This is a genomic window from Pseudomonas sp. Xaverov 259, assembly GCF_019352915.1.
Lineage (GTDB): Bacteria > Pseudomonadota > Gammaproteobacteria > Pseudomonadales > Pseudomonadaceae > Aquipseudomonas.
The window spans coordinates 77,801-94,135 of the sequence record NZ_JAAAFV010000051.1; the positions used below are offsets into that span (position 1 = coordinate 77,801).

Here is a 16,335-nt window from a genome sequence, read left to right on the forward strand (position 1 = left end):
TTTCTCCAAAACTGAACAAGTTACTCACTATTATTCATTTTTACAGAAAGTCAATCGGCTTTAGCCTAGAGGTCATTCGCTTCCCCGTAGGAAACCTGAACATGTCACCGCTGATTCGTTTAACCGCCAGCTTTATTGCCCTGATGATGGCCATGGGCATTGGCCGCTTCGCCCTCACCCCGCAGATGCCGCATTTGCTCAGCGAGGGGCAGATTGACCTGACCGGCGCCGGCCTGATTGCCGCCGCCAACTACCTGGGCTATTTCGTCGGCGCGGTGGATTCGATCTTTGCCCGCAGCCATCACCACATAAAAGCGCGTTTATATGGAGGGCTGTGGCTGTGCGTGCTGCTGACCCTGGGGTCATATTGGGCGCATGGGTTCTGGCCGCATTTGCTGCTGCGCTTTGGCACCGGCGTGGCGAGCGCCTGGGCGCTGGTGATGATCACCAGTTTGAGCCAACCACTGGCAATTGCCGCCGGGCGGCCACGCTTGGGGGCATTGGTATTTGCCGGGCCGGGCCTGGGAATTCTGCTGACCGGGTTGCTGGCACTGGGTTCCAATCTGTTGGGCGAAGACTCTGCGACCTTGTGGCTGGTCTATGGCGTGGTGGCATTGGTGATGTTGCTGGCCATCCTGCCCTTTTTACCGAAACCGACCGTGACGGTGGCCCATGCCACCAGCGCAGGCAGTAACGGCAGTATTGCCCACCTGTGCTGGATCTACTTCTTGTACGGCCTGGGCTACATCATCCCTGCGACCTTCTTGTCGCAGATGGCCAGCGCGCAATTCAAAGGCGCGTGGCAAGCCGACCTGTTCTGGCCGTGCTTTGGCCTGGCGGCGGCGCTGGGCGTGGTGGTGGCGAGCCTGCGTCGCAAGGACCCGAACACCACCCGCCGTTGGTTGATGACGACGTTATGGCTGCAAGCGGCCGGGGTATTCGCCTGCCTGCTGGGCAATGGTTGGGGCCTGGCGCTGGGGGTGTTGCTGTGTGGTGCGCCGTTTCTGGCGTGCATGCAACTGGTGATGGCGCGTTTGCGCGAGGTGGCGCCCCACGGCTACCAGCGCAGCACCGGGCTGCTCACTGCCAGCTTTGCTATTGGCCAATTGTGCGGCCCATTGCTGGCGTCGGTGAGCAGCCACTTGAGCGGCGGCCTGCAACCGGCGTTGGTGATCGCCGGCTGCGGTTTGGTGTTGGCGGGCGCGGTGTTGGTCAACCGGCAACCAGCGACGTTGGCGCACGAACCTGTTCGCGCCGCGCCAGCACCAGGAAAAACAGCCCTCCCAGGAAGCACCCGGTAAACCAGGCGAAGTTGGCCATGCCCTGCAAGGCGGGCGTGAAGGTGATCGCGACGCCCACCAGCGTCGCCGGCACCAAGGCTTTGACCGCCGTCCAGTTCACGCCGCCGTCGTAGTAATAACGCCCGCTCGGGCTGTCGTCGAACAGCGCATCCACGTCGATTTTCTGTTTTTTGATCAGGTAGAAATCCACAATCAAAATCCCGAACAACGGCCCGATAAACGCGGCGAGGATATCCAGGGTGTAGTGGATCATCAACGGGTTGTTGAACAGGTTCCACGGCGTGATAAAGATCGAGGCCACGGCCGCGATCATGCCACCGGCGCGCCAACTGATTTTGCTCGGCGCGACGTTGGCGAAATCAAACGCCGGTGACACGAAGTTGGCGACAATGTTGATGCCGATTGTGGCGGTCACGAAGGCAAAGGCGCCGAGCAGTACGGCCATGCTGTTGTCGATGCGCGAAACGGTGGCGATCGGGTCATGCAACATTTCGCCAAACACCGGCAGGGTGCCCGACACGATGACGACAGTCACCAGCGAGAACGCCAGGAAGTTAACCGGCAACCCCCAGAAATTGCCGCGTCGCACGTCGTGCATGCTGCGGCAGTAGCGGCTGAAATCACCGAAATTGAGCGTAGGCCCGGAGAAGTACGACACTACCAGCGCCGTCGCCACAATCACTTGGCCAAACGCCTGCCAGCCTGACAAGGATTTTTCCGCCAGTGTGAAACTGATATTCGCCCAACCCGCCTTCCACACGATCCAGCCAGCCAGAGCAAACATCACCGCATAGACCACCGGCCCCGCCCAATCAATAAAGCGGCGGATGGACTCCATGCCCGCCCAGAATACGGCTGCCTGCAATGTCCATAAGCTCAGGAAGCCAAACCAGCCCAAGTAGGACAGGCCTGCAAAGTGCGGCTCTGCATACACCGCCATCTGTGGGAAAAAGCGCAGCACCACGATAATCAAGGCACTCGACGCCAAGTACGTCTGAATGCCGTACCAGGCCACGGCGATCAAACCGCGAATCACCGCCGGAATATTCGCCCCAAACACGCCAAATGCCAGCCGGCAGATGACCGGGTATGGCACTGCCGCTTGCTGGCTCGGCTTGGCCACCAAGTTGGCGATCAACTGCACGATGCAAATGCCGGCGAGCAAGGCGATCAACACCTGCCAACTGGCCAGCCCAAGGGCGAACAGGCTGGCGGCGAATACATAGCCGCCAACGCTGTGCACGTCGCTCATCCAGAAGGCGAAAATGTTGTACCAGGTCCATTTCTGCGGCAGCGGCCCGAGGTCCTGGTTGTACAGGCGCGGGCTGTAGCCCTTGGGCAATTGTTCGGACATCGCTTGGCTCCTCGAAATACCGGCCTGCGCTGCCGTAACGGTGTGCATACGGGAGGCGACCTGGTTTGTATACGAGGCATTCAGCAGAATGTGTGCCAATGGCACACAATCCCTTTGAAACGGTGTTCCAAAGAGATTTATGAGGGTTTATTGGCCGGGGTTATGCTCAGCAACGGTGCACGTCAATCCTGTACACAATCAATGCTGCACCCGATGTGCACACAGATAACCGACACTGCAACAGATGGCCGTCAGGACGGTGCCCCAGGCCATGTCCATCAGCGCCAGCCCGGCTGACCAGCCGTTCAGCGTGGCCCAGTTGCTCAGGTCATAGGTGCCGTAGGCCACCAGGCCGAGCAAAGCGCCAAGGCGCGCCGCACGTTGCCAACTGCCGCTGGGCAAGACCACGAACACCAGGCAACCAATGGCATACAGCAGATAAAACAGCACGGCGGGCAACAGGCGCGGCTGATCAAGCATCAGCGAGCCGAGCAGGGCTTTGTAGGTGGGGCCCATGAGGACGCCGAGCCAGAGGCCGTCAAGCACCAGAAACGCGAGCAAGGTGCCGAGGTAGGCGAAGAGAGTTTTGCGGGTCATGGTTGCAGCCTCTGTAGGCGCCGAGCGGCACCTACAGAAGAGCAAAACGCGATCAGCTTAGTTCAATGCGATCGGCGTGAATTACAATCTGGCCCTGCTTGTAGAGCGCACCAATGGCCTTCTTGAAGTTGCCTTTGCTGACACCGAACAAATTGCTGATCACCGCCGGGTCGCTCTTGTCGCTGACCGGCAAGCTGCCGTTGTTTTCACGCAACTTGGCGAGGATCTTCGAGTTCAGGCTGGAGGCCGCTTCCTGGCCGACCGGCTGCAGGCTCAGGCTGATGTTGCCATCGGCGCGGATCTCTTTGATAAAGCCTTTCTCTTCCTTGCCCGGGCGCAGGAACTTGAACACTTCGTTCTTGTGGATCAGGCCCCAGTGCTTGTTGTTGATGATCGCCTTGAAACCCATGTCGGTGGCTTCGGCGACCAGCAGGTCGACTTCCTGGCCCACCTGGTAGTTGGCAGGCGTCTTGTCCAGGTACCGGTCAAGTCGCGCGGTGGCGGTGATGCGCTTGGTGTGCTTGTCGAGGTAGACGTGCACCACGCAGTATTCACCGGCGGTCATCTGGCGTTTTTCTTCCGAATACGGCAGCAACAGATCTTTTGGCAAACCCCAGTCGAGGAAGACGCCGATGCTGTTGACTTCGACGACTTTCAAACTGGCGAATTCGCCGACTTGAACTTTCGGCTTTTCAGTCGTCGCGATAAGTTTGTCATCGCTGTCCAGATAAATGAAAACGTTAAGCCAGTCTTCATCTTCACTGGGAATATCTTTGGGGATATACCGATTAGGCAAGAGGATTTCGCCATCTTGCGCACCATCCAGGTACAAACCAAAGTTAGTGTGTTTAACCACTTGCAAGCTGTTGTAGCGCCCGACTAAAGCCATTTCCAGATACCTTCGTTACGTGGGCGGCATTCTACCCGAGTTGCGCCCGCCACGCGCGTGCGCCTGAAAAATCGCGGCCTGGCGTGGCCTGGTAATGGCACCGCCCCGCTCGTCTGATCAATCGATCGAGTTTTGCCGCTGGCCAGCAGCCGCATAAACCCTGTGGTTTCGAGTTAAAACAGTAAGTTAACGGCTTATTTCAAGGTCAGACTTTGGCCAATTACAGCGGCCAGGGTTATTCTCAGAGGATATTTGCCGAGCAATTGTCAAGTATTTCCTGTACGATGCCTGGCCAAGTTAATTTTCTACAGGTTAGTGGCCGCCATGCGCGTAAAAGCATCCAACAGCAAAGCAAAGCCAGCTCCCGCCGTTGAAACCAGCGAATCGATCAACAGCCAGATTGCTGCTTTCCTCAAGTCCGGCGGCGAAATTCAGCAAATTGCCAAGGGCGTGAGCGGCCAGACTTTCGGCCCGTCCAAGCAGATCAGCCTGGGCAAAAAGTAACCCCCGCGCATCGCATCTAGCTCCTAAGCGTCTTGCCTTCCAAGGCGCCAGGACTAGAGTCTGAAACACCCTCCCGCTACATCTCCTGATGCGCTAATCGACGAACGGGGCTCACCGCCCGGCATTCGCCGGTATGCTTGCACCCGTCTAGCACGGGCATCTGTCCGATTTTTTCGTTACTGCTCCTCGCTTTTCATGGAGTGAAGCATGCTCAAGCCCTGCTTGTTTCTCATCGCTGCCCTTACGGCAAGCCCTCTCGCACACGCGCAGATTTTTCAGCGTGAACTGGGTGACTTCGACCTCAAATTAGGCACCACACCCAGCCGCAGCATGGCCCAGGGTCTGGTCAAGCCGACCTCGCCGGGCAGCGATTCCTTCCACGGCGGCTTGGACCTGAGCCACGACAGCGGCCTGTATTTCGGCCAATTTTCGCCCAATATGGGCCTGTCTTCGGCCAACAATCTCGAAGTCGACTCCTACATGGGCTTCAAGCGCCCCTTCGACCAGACCCTGGGCTATGAAGTGGGCATGATCCACTACAGCTACCCCAAGCTCAGCCCTCTCGACAGCCAGGAGTTTTACGGCGGCCTGAACCTGCTGGGCAATCGCTTCGGCGTGTCCTTCAGCAACGACCCGGATCGCCAGGACAGCACGCTGTTTGCCGACCTCGGCGGTACGCAGCCTTTCGGCATCGGCGTCAGCATGAAGTACACCACTCACCAACTCGGCACGCCAGCGGCGGTAGACGGCGGCACCATCAGCAGCTTCAGCGACTGGTCGGTGCAGTTCTCGCGAGCGTGGAAAGGCGTGGACCTGGACCTGATCTACAGCGGTTCCAGCCTCAGCGGTGGCGACTGCACGGCCTATTCCGGACACAATTCGCAATGCGACGGCCTGTTGACCTTGAAGGCCGCTCGGTCGTTTTATTGATGGGCTGAACTGTCGCGCCCCGCGCAGGTTCACATATATGAACCCTCTCTGCGCAAGGACACGCCCATGCTGCGTCGGCTCAAATTACTAGCGGTAGTACTGACCTTGAGCCTGGTGCTCGCCGGCTGCAATCGCGTGGGCCTGGCCTACCGCAACCTTGATGTGATCATCCCCTGGACCCTCAACGACTATCTGGACATGAACGCCGGGCAGAAGAGCTGGTTCAACGACACCCTCAAGGAGCATCTGGCCTGGCACTGCACCACTCAGTTGCCGGGTTACCTGGACTGGCTTGATCGCCTGCAACAGATGGTCGACAACAACCAGATCACCGACGCGGCGCTACAAGCGCGCACTGTCGAAGCCAAGCAGGCTATCGCCGAGGTGGCGCGGGAGATCACGCCGTCAGCCATCCAGTTGCTGCAGGGCCTGGATGATCAACAAGTCAAAGACATGAATGATGCACTGGCCAAAGACCTGCGCAAGCGCCAGGACGAATACCTCAAACCGCCACTGGCTCAGCAGATCAAAGAGCGCGCCGAGCGCATGAGCAAACGCCTGGATGCGTGGATGGGGCCGTTGAGTGCCAGCCAGCAGAACCGGGTGACGGCGTGGTCAATCGCGCTGGGCGAACAGAATCAGGAATGGATCGGTAATCGCGCGCATTGGCAGGCGCAATTTATCGACGCCTTGCAGCAGCGTCACAGCGCTGACTTCCCGCAGAAAATCCAGCAATTGCTGGTGGATCGAGAAAGCCTGTGGACTCCGCAATACCGCACCGCCTACGCACAGACCGAAGCCGCTGCACGCGGCCTGATCATCGACCTGATGGCCGAAAGCACCCAACAGCAGCGGCTGAAACTGATTCAGAAGATCAATGGCGTACGCAGCGACTTCAAAGCGCTCAAATGCCTCAAGGCCGCCTCGATATAAAATGTGGGAGCGGGCTTGCTCGCGAATGCGGTGAATCAGTCGATGAATCTATTGACTGACACACTGCATTCGCGAGCAAGCCCGCTCCCACATTTTGGTCTGGGGTGTGCCTTATTACGCAATCTGCGCCTTGGAAGCCACCTCGGCAAACGTCGCAGGGTCCAGCGCGTCTGCCTGCTCGTCCAGCACTTGGCGCGGGTGATCGTTGCCCGGAATTGAGCTATCGATCAGGGCCAGCAACTGCGCGCCCAGCGCCGTGAGGATGAAGTTCTCACCATTGCCGCCCTCTTCTTCCGGGCGCGATTCAATGAAACCGCGTTTGAACAATAGCGCTTCGTAATCGGCAGCGGTCTTTTTCAACGCGTCCAGGTTACCGGTGGATTCGCCCGCCGTGGCCTTCTCGGCCGCTTCCTGCTCGGCATACTTGCGCGGCGCAAAGCTGCCTTCGCCATTCTGCACTTCATGCAGCAGACGTTCGATCAGATCCCAGTTGTAAGTCGTCATCCTGATTCCTCCTGCGGGCAGATTAAAAAGTGGCCCGTTAGAGGTAATGACACGACCGTGCTCTGGCCGTTCACCCGAATAGACGAGCGTCATTTCTCTGAACTTTCCAGACGTTCGCCCCCTCAACTGAACATCACTGCCAAGGAGGTCCGACCATGAAAACCCTGATGAACCTGACCATCGCCGCCGCCCTGCTGAGCGCCCTGCCCGCCTGGGCCTGCACGCCGGAAGAGGCCACGGCCAAACGCGAACAGCTGGCCAAGGAAGTGACCAAGCTGACCCAGCAAAACCCGGCCAAGGCCAAGGAAATCAACGATGAGTTGCAACACATGAACCTGGAGACCGCCAGCGCGGATCTGCCGGACAAGTGCCAACTGATCGACCAGCGCCTCAAGGAGCTGGAAGAGGCGGCCGACAAAGCGAAAAATTAACCACCACAACGGGACGCGGAGCGCCCCTGGCGGCATTCCCACGCAGAGCGTAGGAACGATCAACTAAGGGCATAAAAAAACCGGACAGCGTCCGGTTTTTTTGTATCAGCGGCCTTATTCGGCAGCTGGCGCTTCTGGCTTGCGGCGCTTGAGCGGCGCCATGCCGTCCTTGCTGACGAGCGACAGGTTGTCGGTCTTCGGCCGGTTGGCGATTTTGCGCTTGGTCGGCGACTTGGCGCCAGTTTTCTTCTTGTCGCCCTTGGCGTCGGTCTTTTTCTTCTTCACGCCAACGGCCTTGCCCGACGCCTTGACCTTCTTCGGCCCGGTGTAGGTGCCTTTGACTTCCTTGATGGTGCGGCGCTCGAACGACTGCTTGAGGTAGCGTTCGATACTCGACATCAGGTTCCAGTCACCGTGGCAGATCAGCGAGATCGCCAGGCCATCGTTACCAGCACGCCCGGTACGGCCAATACGGTGTACGTATTCGTCGCCGCTGCGCGGCATGTCGAAGTTGATGACCATATCCAGGCCATCCACGTCCAGGCCGCGCGCGGCAACGTCGGTGGCGACCAGGATCTTCACGCCGCCAGCCTTGAGGCGGTCGATCGCCAGTTTGCGGTCCTTCTGGTCTTTCTCGCCGTGCAGCACGAACGCCTTGTATTCCTGCGCCACCAGACGACCGTAAATGCGGTCGGCTGCGGCACGGGTGTTGGTGAAGACGATGGCCTTCTGATAGGTCTCGTTGGCCAACAGCCAGTTCAAGATCTGTTCTTTATGCACGTTGTGGTCGGCCATCACGATCTGCTGACGCGTGGTGGCGTTCAGGTCGCTGACATTGTTGACCTGCAGGTGCTCGGGGTTGTTCAGCACCTTGGCGACCATTTCACGCAAGGTCGAACCGCCGGTGGTGGCGGAGAACAGCATGGTCTGCTGGCGGTTGACGCACTCGGCCACAAGACGCTGCACATCGTCGGCAAAGCCCATGTCGAGCATGCGGTCGGCTTCGTCGAGCACCAGCACTTCGACTTCCTTGAGGTCGAGGTTGCCGGCGTTGAGTTGCTCGATCATCCGGCCTGGGGTGCCGATCAGGATGTCAGGCACCTTGCGCAGCATGGCGGCCTGGACCTTGAAGTCTTCGCCGCCAGTGATAATGCCGGACTTGATGAAGGTGAACTGCGAAAAGCGCTCCACTTCTTTCAAGGTTTGCTGCGCCAGTTCGCGGGTCGGCAGCAGGATCAGGGTCTTGATGCTCACGCGGACTTTGGCCGGGCCGATCAGGCGGTTCAGCACTGGCAGGACGAAAGCGGCGGTTTTACCGCTGCCGGTTTGCGCCGTCACCCGCAGGTCACGCCCTTGGAGCGCGAGCGGGATGGCCGCTGCTTGCACAGGCGTAGGCTCGACAAATTTAAGCTCGGCCACGGCTTTGAGCAGGCGTTCGTGCAGGGCGAATTGGGAAAACACGGGTGCTACCTCGAAGAAATACAAAATATCAGCTGCATAGGGTAACGGTTTCGGGCGCTCAAACCGAGTTTCTTTACGCGAACGGCGCTAATCAGCTGCTTTTTTGTCAGCAGATTTGTCCGCAAAACCAACTTTGTTGCACATAAATGCTCTAATCGGCCCGTGTTGTCTTACAGAAGAATCGGTTTTACCCATGGATATCAAACAGCTCTGGCTCAACGTCCAAGACCTTTGGGGCGCCCTCGATGAACACCCACTGCTGCATTCCAGCCTGGGTTTGCTGATATTGCTGGTCGTCGCCCTATTGGTCGGACGGGTAGCGCGCTACCTCATCCTCCACGCCGTCAAACTGCTCGGCCGGCAACCGGCGCTGCACTGGCTCAATGACCTGCGGCATAACAAAGTCTTCCACCGCCTGGCGCAGATGACGCCCTCTCTGGTGATCCAGTTCGGCCTGTACCTGGTGCCCGACCTGAGCAAGACCGCCACCCTGTTTATCGGCAATGTGGCGCTGGCGTTCACCATCCTGTTCATGACGCTGGCCGTGAGTGCCCTGCTCAACGCCTTGCTGGATATCTACGCACGCACCGAACATGCGCGCACGCGCTCGATCAAGGGCTATGTGCAGTTGGCGAAGATGGTGCTGTTCGTGTTCGCCGCGATCATCATCGTCGCCACCTTGATCGATCGTTCGCCGCTGTTGCTGCTCTCCGGCCTGGGTGCCATGTCGGCAGTGATTTTGTTGGTGTACAAGGACACGCTGCTGTCGTTTGTGGCCAGCGTGCAGCTGACCAGTAACGACATGCTGCGGGTCGGCGACTGGATCGAGATGCCCCAGGTCGGCGCCGATGGTGACGTGGTGGATATCACCCTGCACACGGTCAAGGTGCAGAACTTCGACAAAACCATCGTCTCGATCCCGACCTGGCGCCTGATGTCGGAGTCGTTCAAGAACTGGCGCGGCATGCAGGCCTCCGGCGGGCGCCGCATCAAACGCAGCCTGTATATCGACGCCAGCGGTGTGCGTTTTTTGCGCGACGACGAAGAAGTGCGCATGACCCAAGTACACCTGCTCACCGACTACATCAGCCGCAAGCAGGCCGAACTCAAGGCCTGGAACGAAGCCCAGGGCCATAGCGCGCAACTGTCAGCCAACCGCCGCCGCATGACCAACCTCGGCACCTTCCGCGCCTATGCCCTGGCGTACCTGAAAAGCCACCCGGATATTCAGCCAAACATGACCTGCATGGTGCGCCAGATGCAAACCACCGCCCAAGGCGTGCCGCTGGAAATCTACTGCTTCACCCGCACTACGGCGTGGGCGGATTACGAGCGGATCCAGGGCGATATCTTCGATTATTTGCTGGCGGTGCTGCCGGAGTTCGGCTTGAGCCTGTATCAGCAGCCGAGTGGCAATGATCTACGTGCGGGCGTGTTGCCGGCAGTGTTGGGGGCCAGTCATTTGCCAGCGTTGGAAAAACACTCGATGTGACCCTATCTGCGTGTCATCCAGGATGGCTGTCACCCATCCTGGAGGCGCGCGCCTCAGCTATTTCATGTTATCGGCACAGCCCGGCTATCTCTTCAGTCGGGGCCTTACTTCTATCGCATACTGGCCCACCCCGTTCTGCGAGTGACCATGCACTGGCCGCCGCATTGGCGGCATTACTGGTGCTTTCACACTCGGATGCCACCGTATAACCCGCTCGTAGGCGTGCTTCCGCAGAGGCGTGCTGGTCCGTTTTGAAGTGAACCTGCGCTTGCTGCAACTTTTCCATTTGCGTGGATAACGCCGTGCAGACGTCGGCGGCGTTGCTTCGGTATTTGGAAGCGTTTGCCAGTTCTTCAGTTTCAGCTTTCGCAACAGCCGCCGGGTCAAGCTTGGCAACAGCCAGATCAATGGCCTTCTGCTTGTTCGCCGCGACATAACTGGCGACCGATTGCAGCCAGGCGGTTGGATGCGGCGTTTCCGCAACAGTCACGGTCAAATTGACCGGCCCGGCGAAACTTTTGCCCGCGCCACCCTCAACCGTGGGAACAACCACCCATAAACCGCTGGTTTGCAATGACTGTTTGGTCCTCACGGTGCGTGGTGTCACACCATCTCCGCCGAGAAACACTTCAAGAACCGTATCCCCGCTGGCTCGTGTGGATTTGGTGGGTTTGGACGCAGTCACCAGAATTGAAAGGCCTTTGACTTTGTCTTCTTTCATGGTGGAAATAGGTTGTGGGTAATAAATCTTCCTGACTTCAGGAATCACCGCTACAACAGGTCCACCCTCTGGCTGGCGAAAAGATATTTCAGCATAAAAAGTGGGCGTTCCCAGGCTCCACTCCTGCCATTTACTCACAAGCTCCGACGAGGCTTTGGTACAAGAGGCTGAGTTGTACCAGTTACCTTTCGCGCCTTCGGCGGGCGAGCAGAATTTTCCATTGGCTACGCGTGGCGCGACAACCACATAGAGACAGCCCCTCATTTTGACCGTTTCACCTTGGACGCTAAACAAGTAGTCCGTGTTTTGCCCGGTGACCGTCACCGTCTCCTTATCGGCCTTCGCCGCCTGCGCCACGGCGTCGGTGACATAACCCACCACCATTTCGCTGGCTTTTGTTATACCCCACGTCACTGCGGCAGCACCCAGTAGAGACTCGCTTACACCCTTTGCACCAACGCAGTCTTGATTGCTGAAAAACGCCCGCGCAATAACAGGCCCGTCTTCAGACTCGCGCGGCTTAACATCAAAATAACCACAGCTTGCGAGCAGTCCGCCCAGCACGATAACCATTATATGTTTGATCATTTTAAAGACCTCCACTTTTACCGACGTTGTAAGCGGAATAATCAGATGCATCAAAATTGGCACTAGAGAGCGCACACGCTGGCCACCCTCCGTTTTGTGCCGCGCCAGGGGTTCCAGAATGAACGCCCACCACCTCAATGACGTCATTACCTCCCGAAGGCGTTGAATACGCCGCGGAGATCATGGGACTGCCGCTGTAACCTTCAGATGTTTGACAGGTATGGTAAATGCACGACTGGCTGACCGCCGCGACCGTGCATTGAGCCGCATTTGAATTACTCCACCTGATTGAGTCTTGCCAGGTTACTCGCGGCGCAGAAATGCCAGTTTCGGTATAAGCCTTTTGCATCGCGACCGCTTGATCCAGCAGGGCGAACGGCCCGGCTATCCAGAGCAACTGTTTGGCCTGCGCCGGCTTGAAAAGCACTTTTGGCAAGCCCTGCGCCGAGGGTGCCTTGGCGGTTTCAACAGAAATTTTCACGGGGTCTTTATCTATGTCAAAGCCGGTTGCCAATTTAAGGTTTACTATGGTTTCTTTTGACAAGGTGACCGTGCGCATCAAGTCCAAGGTCTGAATATTCAGGCCCGACCATTCACTCGCATTAAACGCTGTCAGCAGGTTGCCGTTAGACTGCCGAATAAAACAATGCCGAGAGGTGAGCAGCGTTTTTTCATCGAGCAATAGCCCCGTGCAAAAGGCTTTGCCAAAAAATGACATGACAACCAACGAACGCTTGGGTATGCGTGAATCACTAATATTGGGCTGGCTTGCGGAGGCCGTAAGGCAACTTCGATCAAAACCCAATAACGCACAAGCGTAAGTCCTGTCATTGGCTATCGGTTGAAATGTTTGTAATTTCAAGATGGCTTGCGAACAACTTTCCACCTTATTTTCCTGAATCACAAACGGCACAGCCTTTCCGTTCAAGACAATGCTGCTTTCAGGATCCGGAATAAGCACCTGAGTGTTATCCTCACCTTTGAAATTATAACTATTGCTCTGTAAAGCCAAGGTATTTCCGGCATCCCGATATCTCATCAGGCTGCCAAGTTCTTTAACCCTATTATCGTCTTCAAAACCGCCTTTGCCTGCCCACTTTTTGCTTATTTTTTCGTCAGGAGGCGGCGCGCAAAAATCAGTAAAGCTGTCCGCTTTCGTTACGTTTGCCAGCAAGGCCGCCATCACGCAACCTGCGACATAAAGCATATTTTTAATTTTTATTGCGATTAAAAAACTCAGACCGCGTGGAATTTTTTTCTCAGCCATGATGACCACCCTGCATTCAAGAAGAACAAGGCCTCAGGGTCTGACTCACAGAGAAAAAGCAAAACATTAATGGGTCAACAAACTTAGCTAGCTCATCAACTCTAATGTCTAATTCACAGTCATGATCCATTGGTTTCCCTACACTCCATGAGCGTAGTCAAACTTCAGAAACAATCTAGCAGGACCCGCACTATCATCGCGGGTCCTTTGTATAGCGACGATCGCTCTTATCCAAACCTCAACGATGCGCGTTGACTATGTAGAGGAAAGACGCCTCGCCCCCAACCGGCTGATCCACACCGCCCCCAAAATCACCAAACCTCCCAGCGCCAAGCGCCCCAGCGGTTCATGCTGGTTCCAGATCAACAAGTTGAGCAACAACCCCACCGGCACATGCAGGTTGTTCATCACCGCCAATGTACCGCCGTTGACCAGGCAGGCGCCTTTGTTCCACCAGTACATGCCCAGCGCCGTGCTGACCAGCCCAAGGAATACCAGCACACCCCACTGCAGCGGCGCTTCGGGCAAAAAGTTGGTTTTGCCGAACAGCAGGAATGCCGGCAGCACCACGATCAAGGCGCCCAGGTAGAAGTAGCCGAAGCGCCGGTAGTGCGGCAAATCACTCGGATAACGCGCCACCAGGTGCTTGTACATCACCTGCCCGGCCGCGTAGGTGAAGTTGGCCAGTTGCAGCAGCAAAAAGCCCATCAGGAAGTTCGGCGTGATCTGGTCAAAGCGAATCACCGCTGCGCCGCCCACGGCCACCAAGGCGGCGACCAATGCCCACGGGTTGAAGCGGCGGTTAAGTGCGTCTTCAATCAGGGTCACGTGCAACGGTGTGAGGATGGTGAACAGCAGCACTTCCGGCACCGTGAGCACACGAAAGCTCAAGTACAGGCACACATACGTCACGCCGAACTGCAGCGCACCGATCAGCAACATGCCGCGCATGAAGGGTGGCGCCACTGAACGCCAGCGGGTCAGCGGGATGAAGATCAGCCCGGCCAATACCACACGCACCAGCACGGCGAAGTAGCTGTCGACGTGACCGGCGAGGTATTCGCCGATCAAGCTGAAGGAAAATGCCTGAATCAGGGTAACAACCAGTAAGTAGCCCATGCGCGCCTCGTTTTGAATGGGCGGGACATTAAAGGTTTTCGGCGTTTACTGAAACTGAAGGCAAAAAAAACCCGACCTCGCTATAGCGGCAGTCGGGTAGGAGCACTCAGGAGCAACAAGTGCAAAGGGAGGTTCGATACGCGTACTTGAAGGGTTTGCGTGGAGCGATATAAACACCACGCGATTATGTGACGATTAAAACGTTACGCGACCTGTGCCAGCAGCGCTTTGGCGTGGTTGATGCCCTTCTCCTGGAAGTCACCGCTCAGGTTCACGCCTTCGGCATGAATGAACGTAACGTCGTGAATCCCGATAAAGGCCATGACCTGGCGCAGGTACGGTTCCTGGTGATCGGAGCTGGCGCCGGTGTGGATACCACCGCGAGCGGTCAACACAATGGCGCGCTTGCCGGTGAGCAAACCCTGCGGGCCGGTGGCGGTGTACTTGAAGGTCACACCGGCGCGCAGCACGTGGTCCAGCCAGGCTTTAAGGGTGCTGGGAATGGCGAAGTTGTACATCGGCGCGGCCATCACCAGCACATCGGCGGCGAGCAATTCGTCGGTCAATTCGTTGGAGCGGTCCAGGGACGCCTGTTCGACGCGGCTGCGCTGGTCGGCGGGTTTCATCCAGCCGCCGAGCAGGTTGGCGTCCAGGTGCGGGACCGGGTTGAGGGCCACGTCACGCACGGTGATCTGATCCGCCGGGTGGGCGGCCTGCCATTGGCTGATGAACTGTTGAGTCAGCTGGCGGGAGATCGAATCCTGCTGGCGGGCGCTGCTTTCGATGATCAGAACATTGGACATGGCTATGTAGGCTCCATCTGTAAATGCTGTAAGGCGATGGAGTGGAGATTAAACAGAGCCAATTCGATAAAAAAGCGTAAAAAACTGCTATAACCCATCTATAAATTTGTTTATAAGCGGAGTATTGCTATGGGCATGCTCCGCTGCCGGTTTATTTTGGGGCGCACGCCAGGGCGATACGCATCTTGATAATCGAGCGGGTGAATTTGACCGTAGTGTTGGTGCTTTTACCTGCCGGTACCTTAACCGTTCGTCGACGTGGCGATTCCGGGCCGTTGGTGAAGGTTACCGAGCACACCGCGTCATTGGTGCCGTAGTTATTGAGCTGTATCGAACTGATGTCGTTGTCGACGTCGGACGCCGTGTAGTCAATGCTCACGCCCTCGATCTTTTTAGTGACGTCGGTGGAATAGGCAAACGCGCTCATCGGCAGCAGCGCCAGCAATACACAACAGAATTTTCTCATTCGGCAGTCTCCAATAAGGACCGCCAGCTTAGGACAAGAGGAGCTCATCTTGAAAGCGCCCCGCGTTACCCTTGATCAATGGCGCACGCTGCAGGCCGTGGTCGACCATGGTGGCTTCGCCCAGGCGGCTGAAGCGCTGCACCGTTCGCAGTCCTCGGTGAGCTACACCGTGGCCCGCATGCAAGACCAGCTCGGCGTGCCATTGCTGCGCATCGACGGGCGCAAGGCAGTGCTCACCGAGGCCGGTGAAGTGCTATTGCGCCGCTCGCGGCAACTGGTCAAAAACGCCAGCCAACTGGAAGACCTCGCCCACCATATGGAACAGGGCTGGGAAGCCGAAGTACGCCTGGTGGTGGATGCCGCCTACCCGAATGCGCGTCTGGTGCGTGCGCTCACCGCCTTTATGCCGCAAAGCCGTGGCTGCCGCGTGCGCCTGCGTGAAGAAGTGCTGTCGGGGGTTGAAGAGCTGTTGATAGATGGCATGGCTGACCTGGCCATCAGCAGTTTCATCATTCCGGGCTACCTGGGCACGGAAATGAGCGACGTGGAATTTATCGCCGTGGCCCACCCCGACCACTCACTGCATCGCCTCAACCGCGAGCTGAGTTTCCAGGACCTGGAAAGCCAGATGCAAGTGGTGATTCGTGACTCCGGTCGCCAACAGCCGCGCGACGTCGGCTGGCTCGGTGCCGAGCAACGCTGGACCGTCGGCAGCTTGCCCACCGCCGCTACCTTCGTCAGCAGCGGCCTGGGCTTTGCCTGGCTGCCACGGCACCTGATCGAACGTGAACTCAAGGATGGCCTGCTCAAGCAGTTGCCACTGGAAAAGGGTGGCAGCCGCAACCCGACGTTCTACCTGTACTCGAACAAAGACAAACCCCTTGGGCCGGCCACGCAGATTCTTATCGACTTGTTGCGCACCTTTGACACCGCTCCCCTGGACGCCCCTTTCGCCGCCCCCCAGCAAGCCTGAAA

The 16,335-nt window shown here is 57.6% G+C and carries 17 protein-coding genes; 7 read left to right on the top strand and 10 right to left on the bottom strand.

From position 1 onward, the window contains the following. Positions 1–101: 101 nt before the first annotated feature. Entirely contained in the window at positions 102–1,301 is a 1,200-nt protein-coding gene (locus K0H48_RS21930; RefSeq protein WP_219269119.1) for an MFS transporter, read from the top strand. Here K0H48_RS21930 and K0H48_RS21935 read toward each other — a convergent pair. The 3 genes from K0H48_RS21935 to K0H48_RS21945 all read right to left on the bottom strand — a co-directional run bounded on the left by K0H48_RS21935 (position 1,213) and on the right by K0H48_RS21945 (position 4,141). Next, positions 1,213–2,655: an NCS1 family nucleobase:cation symporter-1 gene (locus K0H48_RS21935; protein WP_219269120.1), complete on the bottom strand. Its 1,443-nt coding sequence runs from the start codon at positions 2,653–2,655 to the stop codon at positions 1,213–1,215. The genes K0H48_RS21930 and K0H48_RS21935 overlap by 89 nt on opposite strands. Positions 2,656–2,853: 198 nt before the next feature. Continuing rightward, the gene (locus tag K0H48_RS21940; RefSeq protein ID WP_219269121.1) at positions 2,854–3,252 is read right to left on the bottom strand and encodes a DUF2177 family protein; all 399 of its coding nucleotides are present in this window, start codon (positions 3,250–3,252) and stop codon (positions 2,854–2,856) included. Positions 3,253–3,304: 52 nt separating this feature from the next. Continuing rightward, positions 3,305–4,141, bottom strand: coding sequence for a S1 RNA-binding domain-containing protein (locus K0H48_RS21945; RefSeq protein ID WP_017845295.1), 837 nt, complete (start codon positions 4,139–4,141; stop codon positions 3,305–3,307). A 324-nt stretch (positions 4,142–4,465) separates the two neighbouring features. Between K0H48_RS21945 and K0H48_RS21950 the strand changes: the two genes are divergently transcribed. The 3 genes from K0H48_RS21950 to K0H48_RS21960 all read left to right on the top strand — a co-directional run bounded on the left by K0H48_RS21950 (position 4,466) and on the right by K0H48_RS21960 (position 6,508). Continuing rightward, the gene (locus K0H48_RS21950) at positions 4,466–4,645 is read left to right on the top strand and encodes a hypothetical protein (RefSeq protein ID WP_003193095.1); all 180 of its coding nucleotides are present in this window, start codon (positions 4,466–4,468) and stop codon (positions 4,643–4,645) included. A 207-nt stretch (positions 4,646–4,852) separates the two neighbouring features. Then, complete coding sequence (locus K0H48_RS21955; RefSeq protein ID WP_219269122.1) at positions 4,853–5,575, top strand: TorF family putative porin; 723 nt, start codon at positions 4,853–4,855, stop codon at positions 5,573–5,575. A 66-nt stretch (positions 5,576–5,641) separates the two neighbouring features. Further along, positions 5,642–6,508: a DUF6279 family lipoprotein gene (locus tag K0H48_RS21960; RefSeq protein WP_219269123.1), complete on the top strand. Its 867-nt coding sequence runs from the start codon at positions 5,642–5,644 to the stop codon at positions 6,506–6,508. Positions 6,509–6,622: 114 nt separating this feature from the next. Here K0H48_RS21960 and K0H48_RS21965 read toward each other — a convergent pair whose 3' ends face one another. Then, positions 6,623–7,012, bottom strand: a complete 390-nt coding sequence (locus K0H48_RS21965) for a hypothetical protein (RefSeq protein ID WP_017134854.1) — start codon at positions 7,010–7,012, stop codon at positions 6,623–6,625. 155 nt (positions 7,013–7,167) lie between these two features. Here K0H48_RS21965 and K0H48_RS21970 point away from each other — a divergent pair, with 155 nt between their 5' ends. Next, entirely contained in the window at positions 7,168–7,443 is a 276-nt protein-coding gene (locus K0H48_RS21970; protein WP_219269124.1) for a hypothetical protein, read from the top strand. A 114-nt stretch (positions 7,444–7,557) separates the two neighbouring features. On the opposite strand, the gene K0H48_RS21975 is transcribed toward K0H48_RS21970, so the two are convergent. Continuing rightward, on the bottom strand, positions 7,558–8,904 hold the full coding sequence (locus K0H48_RS21975) for a DEAD/DEAH box helicase (RefSeq protein WP_219269125.1): 1,347 nt from the start codon (positions 8,902–8,904) through the stop codon (positions 7,558–7,560). Positions 8,905–9,097: 193 nt separating this feature from the next. Here K0H48_RS21975 and K0H48_RS21980 point away from each other — a divergent pair, with 193 nt between their 5' ends. Beyond that, positions 9,098–10,396 (top strand): mechanosensitive ion channel family protein, encoded by a 1,299-nt coding sequence (locus tag K0H48_RS21980; protein WP_219269126.1) that lies wholly within the window; start codon positions 9,098–9,100, stop codon positions 10,394–10,396. A gap of 67 nt (positions 10,397–10,463) precedes the next feature. On the opposite strand, the gene K0H48_RS21985 is transcribed toward K0H48_RS21980, so the two are convergent. The 5 genes from K0H48_RS21985 to K0H48_RS22005 all read right to left on the bottom strand — a co-directional run bounded on the left by K0H48_RS21985 (position 10,464) and on the right by K0H48_RS22005 (position 15,360). Beyond that, positions 10,464–11,756: a hypothetical protein gene (locus tag K0H48_RS21985; RefSeq protein WP_219269127.1), complete on the bottom strand. Its 1,293-nt coding sequence runs from the start codon at positions 11,754–11,756 to the stop codon at positions 10,464–10,466. Continuing rightward, positions 11,707–12,972 carry a hypothetical protein gene (locus K0H48_RS21990; protein WP_219269128.1) on the bottom strand — a complete coding sequence of 422 codons (1,266 nt, stop codon included), beginning with the start codon at positions 12,970–12,972 and terminating at the stop codon, positions 11,707–11,709. Before K0H48_RS21990 ends, K0H48_RS21985 begins: the two co-directional genes overlap by 50 nt. A 255-nt stretch (positions 12,973–13,227) precedes the next feature. After that, on the bottom strand, positions 13,228–14,091 hold the full coding sequence (locus tag K0H48_RS21995; RefSeq protein ID WP_219269129.1) for a carboxylate/amino acid/amine transporter: 864 nt from the start codon (positions 14,089–14,091) through the stop codon (positions 13,228–13,230). A 203-nt stretch (positions 14,092–14,294) separates the two neighbouring features. Next, complete coding sequence (locus K0H48_RS22000; RefSeq protein ID WP_017134849.1) at positions 14,295–14,894, bottom strand: FMN-dependent NADH-azoreductase; 600 nt, start codon at positions 14,892–14,894, stop codon at positions 14,295–14,297. Between the two features lie 151 nt (positions 14,895–15,045). Next, the gene (locus K0H48_RS22005) at positions 15,046–15,360 is read right to left on the bottom strand and encodes a 3-phosphoglycerate kinase (RefSeq protein WP_219269130.1); all 315 of its coding nucleotides are present in this window, start codon (positions 15,358–15,360) and stop codon (positions 15,046–15,048) included. Positions 15,361–15,409: 49 nt separating this feature from the next. On the opposite strand from K0H48_RS22005, the gene K0H48_RS22010 reads away from it, so the two are divergent. Continuing rightward, entirely contained in the window at positions 15,410–16,333 is a 924-nt protein-coding gene (locus K0H48_RS22010; RefSeq protein ID WP_065929812.1) for a LysR family transcriptional regulator, read from the top strand. Positions 16,334–16,335 lie beyond the last annotated feature (2 nt).

Bases quoted from the DNA above. Each gene is read 5' to 3' on its own strand.
- K0H48_RS21965 (WP_017134854.1), bottom strand. From the start codon at position 7,012: ATGACGACTTACAACTGGGATCTGATCGAACGTCTGCTGCATGAAGTG.
- K0H48_RS21990 (WP_219269128.1), bottom strand. From the start codon at position 12,972: ATGGCTGAGAAAAAAATTCCACGCGGTCTGAGTTTTTTAATCGCAATA.
- K0H48_RS21970 (WP_219269124.1), top strand. From the start codon at position 7,168: ATGAAAACCCTGATGAACCTGACCATCGCCGCCGCCCTGCTGAGCGCC.
- K0H48_RS21950 (WP_003193095.1), top strand. From the start codon at position 4,466: ATGCGCGTAAAAGCATCCAACAGCAAAGCAAAGCCAGCTCCCGCCGTT.
- K0H48_RS22005 (WP_219269130.1), bottom strand. From the start codon at position 15,360: ATGAGAAAATTCTGTTGTGTATTGCTGGCGCTGCTGCCGATGAGCGCG.
- K0H48_RS21985 (WP_219269127.1), bottom strand. From the start codon at position 11,756: ATGCATCTGATTATTCCGCTTACAACGTCGGTAAAAGTGGAGGTCTTT.
- K0H48_RS21995 (WP_219269129.1), bottom strand. From the start codon at position 14,091: ATGGGCTACTTACTGGTTGTTACCCTGATTCAGGCATTTTCCTTCAGC.
- K0H48_RS21960 (WP_219269123.1), top strand. From the start codon at position 5,642: ATGCTGCGTCGGCTCAAATTACTAGCGGTAGTACTGACCTTGAGCCTG.
- K0H48_RS21940 (WP_219269121.1), bottom strand. From the start codon at position 3,252: ATGACCCGCAAAACTCTCTTCGCCTACCTCGGCACCTTGCTCGCGTTT.
- K0H48_RS21930 (WP_219269119.1), top strand. From the start codon at position 102: ATGTCACCGCTGATTCGTTTAACCGCCAGCTTTATTGCCCTGATGATG.
- K0H48_RS22000 (WP_017134849.1), bottom strand. From the start codon at position 14,894: ATGTCCAATGTTCTGATCATCGAAAGCAGCGCCCGCCAGCAGGATTCG.
- K0H48_RS21945 (WP_017845295.1), bottom strand. From the start codon at position 4,141: ATGGCTTTAGTCGGGCGCTACAACAGCTTGCAAGTGGTTAAACACACT.
- K0H48_RS21955 (WP_219269122.1), top strand. From the start codon at position 4,853: ATGCTCAAGCCCTGCTTGTTTCTCATCGCTGCCCTTACGGCAAGCCCT.
- K0H48_RS21980 (WP_219269126.1), top strand. From the start codon at position 9,098: ATGGATATCAAACAGCTCTGGCTCAACGTCCAAGACCTTTGGGGCGCC.
- K0H48_RS21935 (WP_219269120.1), bottom strand. From the start codon at position 2,655: ATGTCCGAACAATTGCCCAAGGGCTACAGCCCGCGCCTGTACAACCAG.